Raw genomic sequence first — 19423 nt, 5'->3', positions numbered from 1 at the left:
ATACTTACATGAATAAAATAATTATTATCACTGGTGCCAACAGAGGACTTGGAAAAGCCCTTGTTGATCTTGCTTTGAAAGATGACAATACGCTCATCGTTTCTCTTTCGCGTTCGCTACACGAGCATCACGAAGGCATAAGCAGTACTAGATTATTGTTTTTTAAAACCGATTTATCAGAACCGTTTTCAAATGCTTTCCTTGAACAGGTAGAAAGCAGCATTCTTCCTGATACTGTTTTGTATTTTTTTAATAATGCTAGTATTATTCTACCAATAGCAAAAATGGGCAGTTTTAAGGATTTGGATATAGCAACTTCTATCAAAGTAAATGTGCAATATCCCGTTAATTTGATAAATGCTCTTATGAGCCGATTTTCAACGCACGAAACTGTATTAGTGAATATATCTTCTGGAGCGGCGAATAATCCAATTCCCCATTGGTCGTTGTATGGCGCTTCAAAGGCCTATATGAATCAGATTTATAAGGTTTTAGCGGAAGAAAATGCAGCTAACAATTTTACATTTTACACCATAGATCCAGGAGTATTAGACACCGGAATGCAAGTTCAAATTAGAAAAAATATTTTTCCAAAACAAGATTATTTTAAGGCACTAAAAGACGATGATAAACTCATGCAACCTGAAGATGCTGCACTAAAAATATTTCATACAATAAACTATTACGAATGAAGGTCGGTGTAATTTCAGATATTCACGGAAATCATTACGCTTTAGAAGCTGTTTTAAACGTAGCTAAACAAGAAGGAATAGAAAAATTATTGGTTTTAGGAGACATTGTAGGGTATTATTATCATCCTGAATTGGTTTTGAAGATGCTTTCGGAATGGAATTATGAAATTATAAAGGGGAATCACGAAGTTTTACTTCAGGATTTAACAGAAAAAAAGATAGATTCAGAAGTTTTGAAAGGGAAATATGGATGTGGACATGAACAAGCCTTGAAAAACCTAGATGACAAAACCCAAGAATGGTTGTTTTCTTTGCCAACGCAAAAATCAATTCTGATTGACGGAGTTTCTTTTCAAATGAATCACGGTAGTCCATCGAGTATTGATGAATATATTTATCCAGATGCTACACTTGAAAAATTAGAAAAATGCAATTCTGTAGTCCATGATTTTGTGCTAATTGGACATTCACATTATGCATTTTCACATCAATGTGAAAACAGCATTTTGATAAATTGTGGCTCTGTCGGGCAGTCAAGACAAAAAGGTGGGCAAGCGTATTGGTGTGTTATTAATACCGCCGATAAAAGTTTTGAAATGAAAACAACGGCTTACGATACTGCTGAATTATTAGAAGAAATACAATTATTTGAAACGAAAATAGGGTATTCCTCCAGAATTTTGCAACGATAGAAAAGTGTTTTTTTTATATCAATTTCAGGTTCTTTTTTAATTTGAAATTGAAACACGCAAAAAATAAATTTTATTAATAGTTATATGATAAAAGAAAAAATAAATGTTTTGGTAACGGGTTGTGGTGGCGATATAGGGCAGAGTATTGGAAAAATATTGAATGAGTATAACCTAATAAATAATTTATACGGTTGTGATATTTCAGATAAAAATGCAGCTAAATTTATTTATACCAATTTCTTCTTGGGATTGCCTTGCAAAGACTCGAACTATATCAGTAATTTAGAAAAAATAGTAGAAGAAAAGAATATTGATTTTATTATTCCCGTTTCAGAACCCGAATTACGATTTTTATCAAAAGAAAATATAAATAAAATAGGTAATTCCGAATTGATAATGGCTTCAAGCGTAGCTTTAGAAGTTGGCTTTGATAAATTGAAAACCGCTGATTTTCTAAAAAAGGAAAACCTTCCGTTTCCAATTACACAAACTGTTGCTAATATTGATTCTGTTGAAAAATTTCCCGTGATAATGAAATCAAGAACGGGTTCAGGAAGTTCCACTGTAAGTATAGTTAGGGACAACGATACTTTTATTGCTTTAAAAAAAGGCAATTCTGATTTTATCGTTCAGGAATTTTTGGAGGGTGACAAGGGTGAATTTACCTGTGGTGTTTTTAGAAGTAGAAGCGGTATCATTCGGTCTATTATTTTGAAAAGAGAATTAATGGGTAGTTTTACAGGTTATGGTGAAGTGATAGAAAATCAAGAAATCAGTCAATTGCTTCAGAATGTGGCTGAAAAATTAAATTTAATTGGAAGTATTAATGTTCAATTGAGACTTACATCAAAAGGCCCCGTAGTTTTTGAAATAAATCCACGATTTTCGAGCACGGTTCGATTCAGACATTTATTTGATTTCAAAGACGTTGAGTGGTCTATTGAGGACGTATTGGGTATTCCAATTTCGGATTACCGGGAATCTTCTGTCGGAAAAAAATTATATAAGGGATTTAATGAGTACATAGAATAAATAAATATAGTTTATGGGTAAATACATAATCTTATCTGAAAAAGTATGGCATAAAAATCTCTTTGACAATTTAAAAAACAGTATCGAAGGCAATTGGTCGTTAATCGATACAAAGGAAAATTTTAACTTAAAGTCATTAACAGAATTTAATCCATCAAAAATTTTTATTCCGCATTGGTCTTATATTATTCCAAGTGAAATTTATGAAAATTTTGAATGTATTGTTTTTCACATGACAGATTTGCCTTTTGGCAGAGGCGGAAGTCCTTTGCAAAATTTAATTGAAAAAGGGTTCAAAACAACAAAAATATCGGCGATTAAAGTTGAAAAAGGTATTGATACCGGCGATGTTTATTTAAAAAAAGAAATGAGTCTAAGTGGATCGGCGCGAGAAATATTTGAGAACTCTTCAATAATTGTAGAAAAAATGATTTCTGAAATAATTACCGGCGATATTAAACCCGTTCCTCAGGTCGGAGAAGTAACGGAGTTTAAGAGAAGAAAACCAGAAGAAAGTAATTTGATGAATTTATCAGATATAGAAAAGGTTTATGATTATATAAGAATGTTGGATTGTGAGGGATATCCTCACGCATTCATTGAAACCTCCTTTTTTAAAATAGAATTTACTGATGCTAATTTTGATTCCAATACTAAAACAATAAATGCTAATGTTAGAATCTTTAAGAAATAAACGAATAATGATAGTAGTTGCCCATCCTGATGATGAATTATTAGGGTTAGGAGCAACGCTACACAAACTAATAAAGGAGTGCAATGTAACAACTCATGTTGTAATACTTGGAGAAGGAATAACCTCACGTTCAGATACCAGAGATGTTAAAGTTTGGGAAAATGAATTGGCAATTCACAGAGAAAATATAAAAAATGCACAGTTGGCTATAGGGTATCATAGCACGAGTATTTATGATTTTCCTGACAATCGATTTGATTCCGTAGCATTATTAGATATTGTGAAAGTAGTTGAAAAAGAAAAGAAACAATTTGAACCCGATGTGATTTTTACCCATCACGGTGGTGATGTGAATATTGATCACCAAAGAACTTTTGAGTCAATTATCACAGCTTGCAGACCTATGGAAGAGGAAAAAGTAAAAACTATAATCACTTTTGAAACTCCTTCAGGTACTGAGTGGAGATCACCAACCGATCCTAGACATTTTTTACCAAACTTATTTTTTAGTTTATCTGAAGCTGATATTGATGCTAAAATAAAAGGAATGGAGAGTTATGAATTTGAACGCCGTAAATATCCGCATCCCCGTTCACCAGAGGCGCTAAAAATTCAAGCTCAAAGATGGGGCATAGTCGTAGGAACAAATTTTGCTGAAGCTTTCTGTATCGTAAGATCAATAAATAATTAAACTTATCATGAAAATAGGAAACATAGAAATAAATTCGGATTCACCCATATTTATCATTGCAGAATTATCAGCTAATCATAATGGTAGTTTATCAACAGCAATAGAAACAGTTCGTGCCGCAAAACGTGCTGGAGCTGATTGTATAAAATTGCAAACCTACACTGCTGACACGATGACAATTGCATCAGACAAGGATGATTTTATAATTAAAGGCACGATTTGGGAAAATCAAAACTTACACGAACTCTATCAAAAGGCCTATACACCTTGGGAATGGCAAGAGCAGCTCATGCAAGTTGCTAAAGAAGAAGGATTAGTTTGCTTTTCTTCTCCATTTGATATAACATCGGTCGATTTTTTAGAATCTTTGAATGTGCCAGCCTACAAGATTGCTTCTTTTGAAATTACAGATATACCATTGATAGAGTACGCAGCTTCAAAAGGGAAGCCTATTATCTTATCTACTGGAATAGCGGAACAAGAAGACATCGAATTGGCTTTGGATGCTTGCAGAAGAATGGGAAATAATGACATAGCCTTACTAAAATGTACCTCCAGTTACCCAGCACCTATCGAAGAAGCCAATATGTGCATGATAAAAGATCTAGCCGAGCGTTATAATGTAATCAGTGGTTTGTCCGATCATACTATGGGAGCTACTGTGGCCATTGTAGCCACTGTTTTTGGTGCAAAAATTATAGAAAAACATTTTATTTTGGATCGTTCTATTGGTGGCCCAGATGCTTCTTTTTCTATGAATGAAATCGAGTTTACGGCAATGGTTAAAGCAGTTCGAGAGGCAGAGCAAGCCATAGGAAAAGTAGATTATACTCTTACAGAAAAGCAAGCAAGTGGCAAAGATTTTTGTCGTTCACTGTATGTAGTCGAAGATATGAAAGAAGGAGAGGTAATAACTCCAAATAATGTTCGCTCTATAAGACCTGGTTTTGGATTGCATCCCAAATACTATACTGAAATTATAGGCAAAAAAGTCAATCAAGCTATAGAAAGAGGTACTGGTTTGAAACTAGAACAAATAATCTACTGATGAAGAAAGGTTTTTGTTTTTTGATATTGTCGAAAACATAATGATTATTTCGGGAAGATTTTAAACAAGTGTTTATATGACTGTCATGATTTGTAAAAAAAATATCCTGATTCTGAATATTAATAGCAAAATGGATTGTGGTTATCCAGGAATGGTGATTAAGGGAGATTATTTGTGGTTGAGCTATTATTCAGGTCACGAAAACACAACTGGTTCCTCTATTTATGTTTCAAAAATCAACCTCAAACAATTAGGCTATAACTAGCCAGAAAATAATCATTGCTTCGGATTTAAAATTACTATATGGACAAATATCTTATCAAATATTTAGTTGAAAATGCAGACAATGCATTGTCGAAAAAATATATCGATTTTTTCAAAGTCGAATTAGATTGGCATATATATAATTCTGAAGCACATATTTCAAAAACACATCATAGAAAAAGAGAAGTAATTTTGAAGAAAAAAATATTGTACTTGTACCAATATTTTTATGCCTTATTTCTTCAATCTAATTCGATTCAATCCAATAAGCTGAAGGTTTTATCAACCTTGCACATTACAGCTAATAGCAAACTGAATCGCGCGCTTTCTGATTTGGATTTTGTTTTGTATTCGCCAATATGGTATCCTGTAGAAAAAATAAACATTTTTGGTGATTTTAAAACTTTGAAATGGCACTTGGATATTCAACAGCGTATCGAGAAAGAAGACTTTTTTACTTTTTTAGAATCTAAATTTCATACTGAATTAGAAGAATTTCAACAACATCTTGTCAAGGAATACCAAAAGCAAGATTTCCGAGCATTACTTCTTTATACAGACCAATATTTTTACAGTAAATACAGTATTGATATTTTCAAGAAAATGGATCGTCCCACTTTTATTTTTACTCACGGTTTGCCCGGGATTTATTCTCTTGAAGTTGACAATAGAGCAGATTATTTGATGGTATGGAGTGAAAAAATAAAACAAAATTATATCAATGTAGGCTTCACTCCTTCAAAAATAAAAGTGGTTGGAAACCCAGACTATAAAAATTTACCCAAAACGAAGAATTTGCGATCTGATTTATCCGATGTATTAATCGTTCCAGTTTCATCGGTTACTTGGCATCAACACGAATATAACAATACCGTTCTAAACGACAAAAGTACGGTTGTTTTGTATTTATATAAAGTGCAATCAGTATTAAAAAAATTGGGACTGAAAAAAGTGCGATATAGAGTTCATCCGTCCATAAATCGAGATTGGGTTCATGCTTTCTTAGATCAAGACTTTTATGTTTGTGATACTCAAACATTGACGGATTCGTTAGTTCGTACCTCTCTTGTAATTGGTTCAAACTCCACCGTTTTATTAGAATCTTTAATTCAAGGGGTCAATTATATTGCCTTTGATCCAAAAGACGAGAATGGGGTAAATATGTCTGGTTACAAATCGGTTCCTCCGTTTGATGGTTCTGAGAAAAAGTTGATGATGTGTTACGATGAAGAGGAATTAGAAAAAATGCTACGATTTAATGCTATGACCGATTATAGTTTAGTTCACGAATTTATTCAAGATTTTGATTTAACAGTGCTGAAGGAATTAATTAAATAATTAACAATGAGCGAAAAGAAAAGCTTGATTAAAAACACATCAATTTATGCATTAGGGGATATTATTCCTAGACTTCTGGCGTTCATATCATTGCCTATTCTTACTCGTTATTTGTCCCCATCGGATTATGGGATTGTAAATTATGTAAATTCGTTGAACACTTTTTTGTTGGCTTTGGGTTTTTTGAGTATTAACACCTATTATTTGGTTTTTTATTATCGATGCAAAGACAGTGAAGAGCAAAAAAAATTATTAGGGAATCTTTCTTCCTTTGTTCTATTATTAAATGCAATTTTGGTTGTAATTATTTTGCTATTTGGAAAATATATTTTTAGTGCTTTTGGCAGTAAAATTCCTTTTTTCCCGTATATCATTATTGGTGTTTTAAGTAATTTTTTCAATTTATTTTCAATACTTCCGGCAGCCTTGTATCGCTTATTAGAACGGCCTTTGCCTCTGACAATTTTAAGAATTATTGAGGGAATAATTACCTTAACGCTCTCATTGGTCCTAGTAATTTATTTTCATTATACAGCACTAGCCGTTTTATATGCTACTCTTACGGTCAATTTTTTTTATGCTTTTATTTTTCTTTATATTTCGAGAAAACATATTATTTGGAACTTAAATTTTAAGCAGATAAAAGTAGTATTGGCTTTTACTTTGCCTCTTTTGCCAGGATCAATTGCCTATTATGTTACCACAATTTCCGACAGAATATTGATAGATAAATATTTAAATCTAAATGATTTGGGTATCTACAGCACGGCTGCAACCATAGCTTTGGTGCTTAATGTGTTTTCTTTTGGCGCATACAAAGCTTTTGAGCCCTATATATTTAAAAATTGGGGTAGCAACGATTTCAAAAAAATTTTTGAGAATATTCGCAATGGGTTTGTTTATGTTCTATTAATAGGAGTCTTGTGTTTGAGCATTTTTGCGAAAGAATTTTTTCAAATCATGACCAATGTAAAGTTTCATCAGGCGTATTGGTACGTTCCTATGATAATAATTGGCGTTTATAGTTCGTCATTGAGTTTACTTTATGGAACAATCATAACTGCAAAAGGAAAAACTAGAATAAATTCGGTTGTGAGTATTACTGGAGCCACAATTAGTATCGTATTAAATATCGTTTTTTTGCCAAAATTTGGTTTAATAACTGCCGCCTTGGTTTCTAGTTTAGCTATGACCGTTATGTTGTTTATTTCTATTTGGTATGCCGAATTAAAAATCAGTCATTCTAGACCTTTTTTTAGTCTATTGTTAATAGTTTTAGTAATTTATATTATGGTGTACTTAATTCCTATCGAAGATATTGTGTATGCTATTATTTTAAAATCAACAGTATCTGTATTTGCAGTGATTGGAATATCATTAATTTTAGCCATTAATCCACTAAAAATTTTGAATAGTTTTAAGAAAAAACAATTAATACAATAAGTGATATTTTATAAAAGATTTTTAACTCCAGTTCTTCTATTGGTGTAAAGAAAAGTAACTACTTATGAAAACAAAAGCACGCGTTATCGCTTTTTATTTACCTCAATACCATCCTATTCAAGAGAATGATCTATGGTGGGGAAAAGGATTCACAGAATGGACTAATGTAGGTAAAGCAAAATCTTTATTCAAAGGACATTATCAGCCCAGAGTTCCTGCTGACTTAGGTTATTATGATTTAAGAGTTGCCGAAACTAGAAAAGCGCAAGCCGATATGGCACGTGAATATGGCATTGAAGGTTTCATTTATTGGCATTACTGGTTTGGAAATGGTAAGCGCTTAATTGAACGACCTTTCAATGAAGTATTGGCTTCTGGCGAGCCTGATTTTCCATTTTGTTTGGCTTGGGCCAATGAAACTTGGAAAGGTTTCGCCCATGGTATGACTAATCGTAATATTTTGATAGAGCAATTGTATCCTGGAGTCGAAGATTATACGGCACATTTTTATGCCGTGTTGCCCGCACTGAAAGATATGCGATATATTACCATTGATGGCAAGCCCCTTTTTATGATTTATAAACCAGTAGGCAATCCTGAAATAAGGGTATTTATGGACACTTGGTTAAAACTAGCCGCCGAAAATGGATTAAGTGGAATTTATTTTATTGGGCATTGTATTGATCCTAAATTTTCTGTAAGAGAAGTTTTAGATAACGGTTTTGATGCTGTAAACACCACTGGTTTGTTCAATTATACTTTAAACCACAACACATTAATTAATAAAATATACAGTCGTTTGAACAAAATATTTCGAGGTGTTCCTTCTGCTTATCCATATAAAACGGTGTCCAAGTATTTTATAAATCCAGAAGAAGATCAAATAGAAAATATTTTTCCGAGTATTATTCCAGGTTGGGATCACACCGCGCGTAGCGGTCGTGAGGGATTTGTTCTCACAGGTTCAACACCAGATTATTTTGAAAAACATGTAAAGGAAGTGGTTCAACTTGTCGAAAATAAAGAAGAAGAACATAAAATAATTTTCTTAAAATCTTGGAATGAATGGGCTGAAGGGAATTATATGGAACCGGATTTGCGCTGGGGTGTACAATACTTGGAAGCGTTGAAACGTCAAATTGCAAAATAATTTAAAATTTTTAGAGAACACCAAGTTATAATAGATTGTTTTTTAAAGAGGTTACGAAGAATAGTATCACAACTATTTATTGAAACATCATGTTCTGAATAACTATAATACAGTATACAAAAGCAGGTTTTAATGGAAATTTATATTTTTACATTAGTTATTTTATTGATTTTTTCGATCATAGAAATTAGATTTGATTTGACGGAAATGCAGCACCGAGGAATGTCTATCTTTGTGTACTGTTTTTTAGTTTTTCAAGTTGGATTTCGTTGGCAAACTGGAACAGATTGGGATTCCTATCTCAATAATTTTACTGGGACAACCTCATATACTGATGTTTTGAACTATGTTATAATTGGTTTTGAAATAGGGTACGGTATTTTTGTTTATTTAATTCGTTTGTTTACCACTGATTACACCGTTTTCCTAGTGTTGCACGCTGTAATTTATTATTTCTTAGTTTTAAAGTCCACTAATTTTTTAAGTCCATATCCTTTTTTATCCACGTTGATATTTTACGTATCCACAATGGGAATATTAGGATCTAACCGGCAGTTAATAGCGATGGCCATTTGTTTTTATTCGCTGCAATTTATAATCAATGAAAAAAAGCCCTGGAAGTTTTTTATATTAGTTTCGATTGCCTTCTTATTTCATACTACCGCACTATTGTTCTTGGTCTATTATTTTTTAAACAGAGATTTTGATAAAAGGATAATAGTTCTCGCTTTACTTGTAGCTATATTGATTGGAAAATCTAGTTTGCCTAATTTTCTTTTTTTGAATTTTAGTGATTTTTTAGGAGAAACTTCTGCAAACAAAGCACAAATGTATGTTGGTAGAGAATTGTCGAAAACAGCTTTGAGTATTACAGGACTCATTAGGCGCTTATTTTTCTTTTTTTTATTTCTAATAAGTTATGATAAAATGACTCTCAAATTCCCAACCTACAAATTACTATTCAATGGTTTTACATTAGGAATAATGATTTATTTTATGTTTTCAAGTACTTTCGTAATCTTAGTTGGAAGAGGAGGTTACTATTTCAGTGTTATGGAATGCTTTCTTTTAGCTAGTTTGTTATTATTATTTGATTCCAGAAGAGATAGAGCTTATGTAATGATTGCACTTTTTGTTTATTCCTATTTTATATTTTTTCAATCTATTTCAGAGTATCCACGATTATTTCTACCCTACAAAGGTATTTATATCAATTCATCTTTTATTAGGAGGTTTTGATCTGCTATAAAAATTTTTTTAGTGAACGTTAATAAAAAATTAATACTATTTTCATACGACTTTCCGCCATCAAATGGTGGTATAGCTAGACTATGCTTGGAAATAGCTTATGGCATGAATGTTTATTATAATAGTGTCACAGTTTTAACAAGAAAAAAGGAAGGCGAAAATTTCCCTTATAATTTAAAAGATGTAGAAATTGTTGAATTACCTACAAAAAGATTGGTATGTGAAATAAAAGCAATACAATTTCTAAGCACATTAAAAAACAAAGAACAGTATGATATTCTTTGTGGGACATGGCATCCAGAGAGTATATTAGCTTTGATTTCTGGTTTTAAAAACGTTTTTGTACTGGGACATGGAACGGAGTTCTTAAGCGCCAATTCATTTTTCAGAAAAAAGATATGGCTGGGATATTATGCTAATTTTGTCTTAAGAAAAGTAAAATTGGTTATTGCAAATAGTAATTATACTAAAGGATTAATTCAACGTATATCTGATAAGTCGAATAATTTTGCTCTTCCTTTAGCAGTAAATCAAGAGTTTTTTAAACCTAATAGTAAGGAGAAATTACAATCTCAAAAATTAAAAATTTGTATTGTTTCAAGAATAGAACAATTTAAAGCACATGATTTTATTTTTGATGTTATAGCTCAGCTTCCTATTGAGTACAGAAATAAATTCGAGTTAAATATAGCAGGTACGGGAGTGTATTCAGGAGAACTAGTGAAATTAGCTGAAAAATTAGGCATACATCAACAGGTTACCTTTTTTGGATATGTTAAAGATTTAGATTTACCCAATTTTTACAATTCGAATGATATGTTTATTCTTTGTTCAAGAGAAAATCCAAACAATATAACCGTTGAGGGTTTTGGTCTTGTTTTTTTAGAAGCTCAAGCGTGCGGATTACCTGTTATTGGAACCAATACAGGAGGTATATCGGATGCTATTGATCACGAAAATGGAGGTTGGTTAATTCAACAAGACAACGCTGAAGAACTTCATAACTTATTGATTTCGATTTTAGATGATCGAACAATTATAAAAACAATGGGGACAAAAGCACGAAATCGAGTTCTTGAAGGATACACTTGGGATATTTATTGCTCGAAGTTATTTAAACTCATTAATGCTACTAAATTATAGATCACTAAATTTATTTAAAAATTTAATTTAAAACAAATAATGGTTTCAATAATTATCCCGGCTTATAATGCTGCAGAAACGATCATCAACTCGTTGAAGTCTGTGTTTTCGCAAACTTATACCGATTGGGAAATTATTATTATAGATGATGGCTCAAAAGATAATACGGTAGCTGTTTTGAATTCGTTTTTCGAAACATTATCTAAAAGTAACTTGGCTAAAATCAAATTGATTAAACAAATTAATTATGGCGTTTCTAAGGCTAGAAATGTTGGTCTTACGGAGGCAAGTGGCGATTGGATTGCGCTCTTAGATAGCGACGATACTTGGATAAACACTAAATTGGAACGTCAAATGCAAATGCTACAAGAAAATTCTAATATTGATTTTTTAGGAGCCAATAGAGTAGGTGAATATCACGAGTCTTTTTTGAATATAAAATTTGATCTACTAACGCGAATTAGCCCTAAAAATTTATTGTATAAAAATTTTTTTGCCACATCAACTGTTGTTTTTAAAAAAGATATATTAAATGAAATTGGTTTTTTTGATGAAACTCAAGGGTATTGTGAAGATGTAAATTATTTTATCAAAATTGCGAATGTTAAGGAATGTTATTTGCTCAATGAAAGTTTAGTTTCGACTGGAAGTGGTCAAATACATTTTCAAGAAACGGGATTATCAAGTAATTTGTGGGGAATGCAAAAAGGAGAACTGACCAACATGAACTATGCGTTAAAGGAAAGAATCATTAATTATTTAGATTATTTTTTAATATTTAATTTTTCATTTATCAAATATTTCAGAAGAGTTTGGTTGGTAAAAAGTAAAAAAAATTAATTGTAAAGAATATCAGTATTGAAATAGTTCAAAAAGTAAAAATGTAAAAGAGTTTAAAATAATGAAAATTGCAATTACCGGAGCAACAGGTTTTATTGGAAAATTATTAATTGAAAAGCATATTGATTTAGGCGATGAAGTTCATGTGCTAACACGGAAAAAATTGAATCATGATAACGTGAAAGGGCTTCATTTTCATATTGGTGACCTTTCAGACGCAAAATCATTAATTTTATTATTAAAAAATGCTGATGTATTATACCACTGCGCGGCTGAAATCAAGGATGAATCTATTATGAATTTGGTCAATGTCGAAGGAACTAAAAATTTGATTAAAGCTGCAACTGGACAGGTTAAACATTGGGTTCAGCTGAGTAGCACGGGTGTGTACGGACCATTATATTCTGGAATTATTTCTGAAAATCAAGCTTACAATCCTATAAATGAATATGAAAAGACTAAACTCGAATCCGATTTTTTAGTGTTAGAAGCAACAAATAATAGCGTTTTTACTAGCACGATTGTGAGACCGTCGAATGTGTTTGGTTTTCAAATGACGAATCAATCTATTTTTCAATTAGTAAAAAGTATTGATAAGGGATTTTATTTTTTTGTCGGATTCGAAAAGGGAGCTTCTGCCAATTATGTTCCGGTTGAAAATGTTATTGAAGCGTTATACCTTGCTGCTACCAACCCAAAAGCAAAAAATGGAATTTATATTATCTCAAGCTGGTGCACCATTGAGGAATTTATAGGGAATATTTCAAAATCATTAGACAAGCCTTTTCCAAAATTTAGAATTCCTTTAGGATTTGCTAAATGCTTAGCTAGAGCAACGTTTTTTATTCCAAAAAACCCCTTAACAGTGTCGCGCATCAACGCTTTGAGTAATAGAGTAATTTATGAAACTAACAAAATCGAAACTGAACTTGACTATAAACCAGTAGTAAGTACAGCGGAGACCATTAAAGACTTAGTTGAATTTTATAAAAAATCAACTATAAATAGATTATAAAATGGATATTACAACCCCTAAAAAAATTAAGTTACTAAGAGTCATTACTCAGGCTGAGGTAGTGCCATGGCATTTGAAAAATTTTATAGATAGATCGGAAAATGATTATGAATTATTCGTTGCAGGAAGTAATGTAAGTAAATTTGAGGATGATTATCCCTATATTACATTCATCAATATTCAAATTATTAGAAAGACCTCTATATTTTATGATTCAATTGCTCTGCTTAATTTAATTGTATTGTGTATTAAGATTCGGCCTAAAATTATTCATTCCATAATGCCAAAATCAGGTCTTTTATCTTCTTTGGCAGGACTGTTTACATTCGTTCCTATCAGAATTCATACTTTTACGGGTCAAGTATGGTCAACAAAGAAAGGAATTTCAAAATTTTTTTATAAATTTATTGACAAACTAATATTTGCAATCAACACCGTTTGTTTGACGGATAGTGCGTCTCAATCTGATTTTTTAGCCAAACATGGATTTTTAGTAAAAGGAAAACCTATAGAATATTTAGGGAAAGGTTCTTTGTCGGGAGTAAATTTGGATAAGTTTGATATAAAAATTGTTGCGAAAAGAGATATTTTAAGAAAACAATTAGGTATCGAAACGAACGATTTTGTTTTTGTATTTCTGGCACGAAAATCTATTGTTAAGGGAGTTATTGAGTTAATAGAAAGTTTTGCTAAAATTGCACATTTGCCCAATGTAAAGTTACTTTTTATTGGACCAGATGAATCAGAAGGACAATTGCATTATTTACTTACTAAGTATGCTGATATTTCAGATAAAATTATTAATTTAGATATTGTAAAAGAGCATCATAAATACCTAGCCATCAGTGATGTTTTATGTTTGCCTAGTAGCAGCGAAGGTTTTGGATCTATAGTTATTGAGGCAGCTGCCCTAGGTGTACCTTCAATTGGTTTTGATATTGTTGGCTTGTCAGATTCGATAGTACAAAATTGTACAGGAGTTCTTGTTCCTTTTAAAGACATAAATCAATTTTCTGCGGCAATGATTGATTTATATCAGGATACTGAAAAATTAGAAAAGCTTAAATTTAATGCCAGAGAACGAGTGATAAAGTATTTTTCTGCTGATGCGGTTTACTACTTTCACCATCAGTTTTATAAATCTCTTTATAAGTCATAACAAAGAAATCAAATGAAAATACTAATCACAGGAGCATCTGGATTTGTAGGAACAAATCTTTTAGACTATTTGAAACCATCAAATGAAGTTGATTCTTTGAGTATTCGTTATAGTCCCAATCAAGAATTAAACTTGAAAGTTGATGCTATAATTCATCTTGCGGGGAAAGCCCACGATTTAAAAAAAGTGTCCAATCCTCAAGACTATTATGATTCCAATTTTGAACTAACAAAACAATTATTTGATGCTTTTCTACAATCGGAAGCTTCGGTTTTTGTTTTTATGAGTACAGTAAAAGCTGTTGCAGACGTTGTAAATGAAACCTTAACCGAAATGGAGGTCTGTAATCCGATAACACATTACGGAATTGCCAAGCAACAAGCCGAAAATTACCTTATGAGTCAAGAATTACCAAAAGGGAAACGCGTTTTTATTTTGCGACCCTGTATGATTCACGGTCACGGAAACAAAGGAAATTTGAATGTATTGTTCAAATTAGTCTCGATTGGGTTACCCTGGCCACTAGGTGCTTTTGATAATCAACGGTCTTTTTTAAGTGTTGAAAATTTATGTTTTGTAATTCAAGAATTGTTAGTCCAAGAAACAATACCTTCCGGAATTTATAATGTGGCCGATGATGAATCCCTTTCAACTAATGAATTAATAGAACTTATTGCTCAATCTCAAAATAAGAAAGCTCGAATACTTTCCATTTCACCCCAGGTGATTCAGGGAATTGCCAAAATTGGGGATGTGTTGCATTTGCCACTCAATTCGGCACGATTGAAGACCCTAACAGAGAGTTATGTGGTGAGCAATGCAAAAATAGTCAATACAATAGGCAAATCCTTACCAGAAAATTCAAAAACGGGATTATTGAAAACTTTTTGGTCTTTTGCTGATTAATCATTTTATTCTATTATCCTTTATCAATTTCATCCCTAAATATTTATTATCAATAACTACTTATATACATGATTCCAACACTAATTAAAGGTAATCGTCACGACGAATTACGCGGAACATTATTTTACAATAATGATTTTGAGGCTTTGGCTATCAAAAGGATTTATGTAATAGAAAATAAAAGTATCGATATTATTAGAGGTTGGCGAGGACACAAGATAGAGCAGCGTTGGTTTTCAGCGATTCAAGGTTCTTTTAAAATTGAGTTAATTATAATTGATGATTGGGAAACTCCCTCTAAAAAGTTGCAACGTTTTACTTTCGTACTTGATTCCACAAAATTAGATGTACTGCATATCCCATCGGGTTGTGTTACTAGCATTCAATCAGTTGAAGAAGGATCTAAATTGCTGGTAATGGCCGATTATATGTTAGGAGAAGTTGAAGATGAATACCGTTTTTCTGTTAGTTATTTTGAATAATGGTCTATTTGATTAAATTGCTGAGCAATCCTGTATTTTGTAAACGATACATTTTTATTTATTTGAAATAAATTTTTTTTAATTAATTTGTTATTATGTTTAATAGACTCATATCTTTCATAATGCTCGTGATTCTCTCACCTGTATTTCTAGTTGTAACCTTTTTTATTTTTTGTGAAGATGGTTTTCCTATTTTCTTTACCCAACGCCGAGTAGGTGTTAATTATACTTTTTTCCAAATCTATAAGTTTCGATCGATGAAAAAAGACACTCCTAATGTGGCAACACATTTATTACTTAATCCTGAAAAATATATTTTAAAAATAGGTGGTGTTTTACGCAAGCTGAGCCTAGACGAATTGCCTAATTTGATTAATATTCTGAAAGGCGAGATGGTTTTTGTTGGCCCTCGTCCTGCTTTATACAATCAAGATGATTTAATGCAGCTACGTGTTAAAGCAGGAGTTGATCAACTCTTGCCAGGAATCACCGGATGGGCTCAAGTAAATGGTCGAGATGAAATTTCTTTAGAAGAAAAAGTGAGGTACGAAAAGGAATATCTAGGCAGAAAATCGTTTTGGTTTGATCTAAAAATTATTGCACTTACTTTTTTTAAGGTCTTGAATAGCAAAGGAGTTAAACATTGACGAGGTTTTAATTCGCTAGCGTTTCAAAAGTAAATACGAGTTTTAATAGATGTTTTCTGCCTTTTGGGAAATTGCTCAAGAGCTATTAGGCTGATTTCTTCTTCTAAAAAATCTAAAAGACCTACTAGTTTCTATGATGGTAATCTCTATATTTGTACATTATCTAAATAAATTTTTAAATTGAAAAAGTCTTGCTTTAGTTCGTCATTTTCAAGAACCTTTGTTTTCATAAAAATTAGATTATTAAATTAGAGCAATGTGATCAAGAAGCTATGTATCGCAGACGATAGTACAAAAGCAATTTGTTTCAAGACTCTTTTTTGTTTTTTAATTGTGAGTAATTCTTAAGCTAATAAGTTTTATAACCTGTGATTTTTTTATTAATAACTCATAATACATTAGTTGTACTAACAAATTAAATTTTAAATGCAAAATAATATATTAAATCAAAAAAAGGAAAAGGGATTAGAATTAGCTCCCATTATAAATAAATATTTAAGCCTTTGGAGGTGGTTCTTTTTAGGAACATTTATTAGTATGATCATAGCAATAATGTATTTGAGATATACTACTCCTCAATACAAAGCCTCAGCTACCATATTAGTTAAAGACGAAAAAAAAGGTGGAATGCTGTCTGAATTATCAGCTTTTTCTGAGTTGGGTTTGGGTGGTGTAAAAAGCAATATTGACAATGAAATTGAAATTTTAAAGTCAAGATCATTAATTGAAAATACGGTAAAAAGGCTTAATTTAAATGTGTCCCTTTTGATGATCGGGAGAATAAATAATGGTGAAATTTATAAAACACCACCTATTAAGGTTAATTTTTATAACAAAACAGTTCGATTTTACAATTCAGTAACTTCTTTCTCTTTTACCGAATTAGATAGTAATACTTTTAAAATAGATAACACCTTAAATAAAAATAACGTCTTCTGTTATGGAGATTTAATTAAAACTAAAGTTGGAGATTTAATTATAAAAAAATCTAAAGGATATGTATTAAAAGAAAGTGAAAAAAAGCTTTCTATTTTTATTAGCCCTATTAACAAGGTTGTTAATAGTTTTAGATCTAGACTCGAAGTAATGCCTTTAAGCAAAACTAGCAGTATAGTTGATGTATCTATGGTTGATGCAGATTTTTTTAAAGCAGAGGATTTTCTGAACAACCTAATTCAAATTTATAATGAAAATGCAATTTGGGATAAAAACTTTATTTCTGAAAAAACCTCTGATTTTATTGTTAATAGATTGAATTTGATCACTCAAGAACTAGACGGAGTCGAGAATGATGTAGAAAGTTTTAAAACTGCGAATAAATTAACTGATATTGATTCAGAAGCTAAAATTTACCTCGAAGGGTCAAACCAATATAATAATAAGGGAATAGATATTGATGTTCAGCTTAATGTAGTGTCTTCAATGTTAGATTTCTTGAAGAAAAGTACTAATTCTGATTTACTACCAACGAATATTATAAACAATCAAGAAAACGCGACAGGCTTAATTAATAACTACAATCAATTAATTCTAAACCGCAATAGAATTTTAAAAACAGCTACTTTAGAAAATCCTTCCGTAATTAAGATTGATCAAGAAATTAGCTCGTTGAAAGCTACAATTTTAAATAGCTTGCGAAGATTACAGTCCACATTGACCATTCAAAAAAGGGATTCTGATAATCAGTTTGGCATCATTAATGCCAAAATTGGTAAAATTCCTGTTCAAGAACATAAGTTTAGGGTTATTGCTCGTCAACAAAAAGTAAAAGAGGAATTATATTTGTATTTATTACAAAAAAGAGAGGAATCTGCCATTTCACTATCAGCTACTGAAGCTAATGCTAGAGTAATAGATCCAGCTAAATCATTGGAAATCCCCGTTTTACCTAATAGAAAATCAGTGTATTTAATAGCACTTTTGTTAGGTTTGATAATTCCTTTTTCGATTATTAATTTAATAGAATTATTAGACACTAAGGTGAAAACCCGTTTTGACATTACGGATAAATTTAATATTCCTTTTTTAGGAGATGTTCCAAAAGCATTGACGCCTAATTTGATTATTGATACCGCGAGTCGAACCAGTACAGCCGAAGCCCTGCGCATTGTTAGGACAAATATAGACTATATGTTGACTCAAGTACCAGACGATAAAGCAAAGTGTATTTTTGTTACTTCTACCATTCCTGGAGAGGGAAAGACCTTTTTATCGGTGAATTTGGCTGCGGTTTTTGCCCATTCTGGAAAAAAAGTACTTCTGATAGGGATGGATATAAGAAAGCCCAAACTCGACGAATATTTTGGTCTATCTGATACGAAAGGATTAACAGATTATTTATCCACCAAAAATGTTGACATCACGGATTACATTAAGCCAATAAAAGAATTTGAATCCTTTGAAGTTCTCTTGGGTGGCGTTATTCCACCGAACCCTACAGAAATGTTAATGAGTAAAAAACTAGATGAATTATTTGCTCAATTAAAAGGAGAATATGACTACATAATAGTAGATACAGCACCTGTCAGTTTAGTTTCTGATACGTTGATAATAGCAAAACACGCAGATACTTTTGTATACGTTATACGGGCCAATTATCTAGATAAAAACTTGTTATCTGTTCCAGACACTTTGCATACTGAAAACAAATTACCTAATATGGCTTTTATTCTCAATGACACTCAGATTTCAAAAGGATATGGCTATGGTGGTTACGGTTATGGTGGTTACGGTTATGGAGCATATGGTTATGGTGTTACTGTCGAGAAAAAGCCTTGGTATAAGAAGATTTTCAAGAAATAAATATAGAGGATTTAGCTTTTTATATGATGAAATATAACAAAATCTGCCGGTAATTTTATACGATTTATTGTTAATATTTAGAATATCATTGACTAGATAGGCAGTTAACCTTTTCATAACAATATAGCTTTTCTAAA

At 31.6% G+C, this 19423-nt stretch carries 19 protein-coding genes; all 19 read left to right on the top strand.

Annotated elements, in window-relative coordinates:
- Positions 1 to 8 precede the first annotated feature (8 nt).
- Complete coding sequence (locus RMO83_RS10120) at positions 9 to 692, top strand: SDR family NAD(P)-dependent oxidoreductase (RefSeq protein WP_310559563.1); 684 nt, start codon at positions 9 to 11, stop codon at positions 690 to 692.
- Positions 689 to 1384 (top strand): metallophosphoesterase family protein, encoded by a 696-nt coding sequence (locus RMO83_RS10115; RefSeq protein WP_310559562.1) that lies wholly within the window; start codon positions 689 to 691, stop codon positions 1382 to 1384. Before RMO83_RS10120 ends, RMO83_RS10115 begins: the two co-directional genes overlap by 4 nt.
- Before the next feature lie 84 nt (positions 1385 to 1468).
- The gene (locus RMO83_RS10110) at positions 1469 to 2416 is read left to right on the top strand and encodes an ATP-grasp domain-containing protein (RefSeq protein ID WP_310559561.1); all 948 of its coding nucleotides are present in this window, start codon (positions 1469 to 1471) and stop codon (positions 2414 to 2416) included.
- A 13-nt stretch (positions 2417 to 2429) separates the two neighbouring features.
- Positions 2430 to 3110, top strand: a complete 681-nt coding sequence (locus RMO83_RS10105) for a formyltransferase family protein (RefSeq protein WP_310559560.1) — start codon at positions 2430 to 2432, stop codon at positions 3108 to 3110.
- A 7-nt stretch (positions 3111 to 3117) separates the two neighbouring features.
- Entirely contained in the window at positions 3118 to 3801 is a 684-nt protein-coding gene (locus RMO83_RS10100; RefSeq protein WP_310559559.1) for a PIG-L family deacetylase, read from the top strand.
- 7 nt (positions 3802 to 3808) lie between these two features.
- On the top strand, positions 3809 to 4849 hold the full coding sequence (gene pseI / locus RMO83_RS10095; RefSeq protein WP_310559558.1) for a pseudaminic acid synthase: 1041 nt from the start codon (positions 3809 to 3811) through the stop codon (positions 4847 to 4849).
- A gap of 76 nt (positions 4850 to 4925) precedes the next feature.
- A complete protein-coding gene (locus RMO83_RS10090) occupies positions 4926 to 5114 on the top strand; it encodes a hypothetical protein (protein ID WP_310559557.1) in 189 nt (62 codons plus the stop codon).
- 38 nt (positions 5115 to 5152) lie between these two features.
- A complete protein-coding gene (locus tag RMO83_RS10085; RefSeq protein ID WP_310559556.1) occupies positions 5153 to 6451 on the top strand; it encodes a hypothetical protein in 1299 nt (432 codons plus the stop codon).
- Positions 6452 to 6457: 6 nt separating this feature from the next.
- Positions 6458 to 7894, top strand: a complete 1437-nt coding sequence (locus tag RMO83_RS10080; RefSeq protein ID WP_310559555.1) for an oligosaccharide flippase family protein — start codon at positions 6458 to 6460, stop codon at positions 7892 to 7894.
- A gap of 64 nt (positions 7895 to 7958) precedes the next feature.
- Entirely contained in the window at positions 7959 to 9044 is a 1086-nt protein-coding gene (locus RMO83_RS10075; protein ID WP_310559554.1) for a glycoside hydrolase family 99-like domain-containing protein, read from the top strand.
- Positions 9045 to 9176: 132 nt separating this feature from the next.
- Positions 9177 to 10283 carry an EpsG family protein gene (locus RMO83_RS10070; RefSeq protein WP_310559553.1) on the top strand — a complete coding sequence of 369 codons (1107 nt, stop codon included), beginning with the start codon at positions 9177 to 9179 and terminating at the stop codon, positions 10281 to 10283.
- Positions 10284 to 10304: 21 nt separating this feature from the next.
- A complete protein-coding gene (locus RMO83_RS10065) occupies positions 10305 to 11435 on the top strand; it encodes a glycosyltransferase family 4 protein (RefSeq protein WP_310559552.1) in 1131 nt (376 codons plus the stop codon).
- Between the two features lie 39 nt (positions 11436 to 11474).
- Entirely contained in the window at positions 11475 to 12275 is an 801-nt protein-coding gene (locus RMO83_RS10060; RefSeq protein WP_310559551.1) for a glycosyltransferase family A protein, read from the top strand.
- Between the two features lie 61 nt (positions 12276 to 12336).
- On the top strand, positions 12337 to 13290 hold the full coding sequence (locus RMO83_RS10055; RefSeq protein WP_310559550.1) for an NAD-dependent epimerase/dehydratase family protein: 954 nt from the start codon (positions 12337 to 12339) through the stop codon (positions 13288 to 13290).
- 1 nt (position 13291) lies between these two features.
- On the top strand, positions 13292 to 14449 hold the full coding sequence (locus RMO83_RS10050) for a glycosyltransferase (protein WP_310559549.1): 1158 nt from the start codon (positions 13292 to 13294) through the stop codon (positions 14447 to 14449).
- 12 nt (positions 14450 to 14461) lie between these two features.
- Positions 14462 to 15355 (top strand): NAD-dependent epimerase/dehydratase family protein, encoded by an 894-nt coding sequence (locus RMO83_RS10045; protein WP_310559548.1) that lies wholly within the window; start codon positions 14462 to 14464, stop codon positions 15353 to 15355.
- Between the two features lie 68 nt (positions 15356 to 15423).
- A complete protein-coding gene (locus RMO83_RS10040) occupies positions 15424 to 15837 on the top strand; it encodes a WxcM-like domain-containing protein (RefSeq protein WP_310559547.1) in 414 nt (137 codons plus the stop codon).
- Positions 15838 to 15932: 95 nt separating this feature from the next.
- On the top strand, positions 15933 to 16484 hold the full coding sequence (locus tag RMO83_RS10035; protein WP_310559546.1) for a sugar transferase: 552 nt from the start codon (positions 15933 to 15935) through the stop codon (positions 16482 to 16484).
- A 426-nt stretch (positions 16485 to 16910) separates the two neighbouring features.
- Positions 16911 to 19286, top strand: a complete 2376-nt coding sequence (locus RMO83_RS10030) for a polysaccharide biosynthesis tyrosine autokinase (protein WP_310559545.1) — start codon at positions 16911 to 16913, stop codon at positions 19284 to 19286.
- Positions 19287 to 19423: the final 137 nt, after the last annotated feature.

Source organism: Flavobacterium sp., from assembly GCF_031423415.1.
GTDB lineage: Bacteria > Bacteroidota > Bacteroidia > Flavobacteriales > Flavobacteriaceae > Flavobacterium.
The sequence above is the reverse complement of the archived record's forward strand: the minus strand, read 5'-3'. Positions and strand labels throughout refer to the sequence as shown.

What these genes read in the sequence shown, in the direction of transcription:
- RMO83_RS10105 (WP_310559560.1), top strand. Translation starts at nt 2,430, where the DNA reads ATGGGTAAATACATAATCTTATCTGAAAAAGTATGGCATAAAAATCTC.
- RMO83_RS10045 (WP_310559548.1), top strand. Translation starts at nt 14,462, where the DNA reads ATGAAAATACTAATCACAGGAGCATCTGGATTTGTAGGAACAAATCTT.
- RMO83_RS10075 (WP_310559554.1), top strand. Translation starts at nt 7,959, where the DNA reads ATGAAAACAAAAGCACGCGTTATCGCTTTTTATTTACCTCAATACCAT.
- RMO83_RS10085 (WP_310559556.1), top strand. Translation starts at nt 5,153, where the DNA reads ATGGACAAATATCTTATCAAATATTTAGTTGAAAATGCAGACAATGCA.
- RMO83_RS10055 (WP_310559550.1), top strand. Translation starts at nt 12,337, where the DNA reads ATGAAAATTGCAATTACCGGAGCAACAGGTTTTATTGGAAAATTATTA.
- RMO83_RS10050 (WP_310559549.1), top strand. Translation starts at nt 13,292, where the DNA reads ATGGATATTACAACCCCTAAAAAAATTAAGTTACTAAGAGTCATTACT.
- RMO83_RS10060 (WP_310559551.1), top strand. Translation starts at nt 11,475, where the DNA reads ATGGTTTCAATAATTATCCCGGCTTATAATGCTGCAGAAACGATCATC.
- RMO83_RS10090 (WP_310559557.1), top strand. Translation starts at nt 4,926, where the DNA reads ATGACTGTCATGATTTGTAAAAAAAATATCCTGATTCTGAATATTAAT.
- RMO83_RS10030 (WP_310559545.1), top strand. Translation starts at nt 16,911, where the DNA reads ATGCAAAATAATATATTAAATCAAAAAAAGGAAAAGGGATTAGAATTA.
- RMO83_RS10110 (WP_310559561.1), top strand. Translation starts at nt 1,469, where the DNA reads ATGATAAAAGAAAAAATAAATGTTTTGGTAACGGGTTGTGGTGGCGAT.
- RMO83_RS10120 (WP_310559563.1), top strand. Translation starts at nt 9, where the DNA reads ATGAATAAAATAATTATTATCACTGGTGCCAACAGAGGACTTGGAAAA.
- RMO83_RS10040 (WP_310559547.1), top strand. Translation starts at nt 15,424, where the DNA reads ATGATTCCAACACTAATTAAAGGTAATCGTCACGACGAATTACGCGGA.
- RMO83_RS10080 (WP_310559555.1), top strand. Translation starts at nt 6,458, where the DNA reads ATGAGCGAAAAGAAAAGCTTGATTAAAAACACATCAATTTATGCATTA.
- pseI (WP_310559558.1), top strand. Translation starts at nt 3,809, where the DNA reads ATGAAAATAGGAAACATAGAAATAAATTCGGATTCACCCATATTTATC.
- RMO83_RS10115 (WP_310559562.1), top strand. Translation starts at nt 689, where the DNA reads ATGAAGGTCGGTGTAATTTCAGATATTCACGGAAATCATTACGCTTTA.
- RMO83_RS10035 (WP_310559546.1), top strand. Translation starts at nt 15,933, where the DNA reads ATGTTTAATAGACTCATATCTTTCATAATGCTCGTGATTCTCTCACCT.
- RMO83_RS10100 (WP_310559559.1), top strand. Translation starts at nt 3,118, where the DNA reads ATGATAGTAGTTGCCCATCCTGATGATGAATTATTAGGGTTAGGAGCA.
- RMO83_RS10070 (WP_310559553.1), top strand. Translation starts at nt 9,177, where the DNA reads ATGGAAATTTATATTTTTACATTAGTTATTTTATTGATTTTTTCGATC.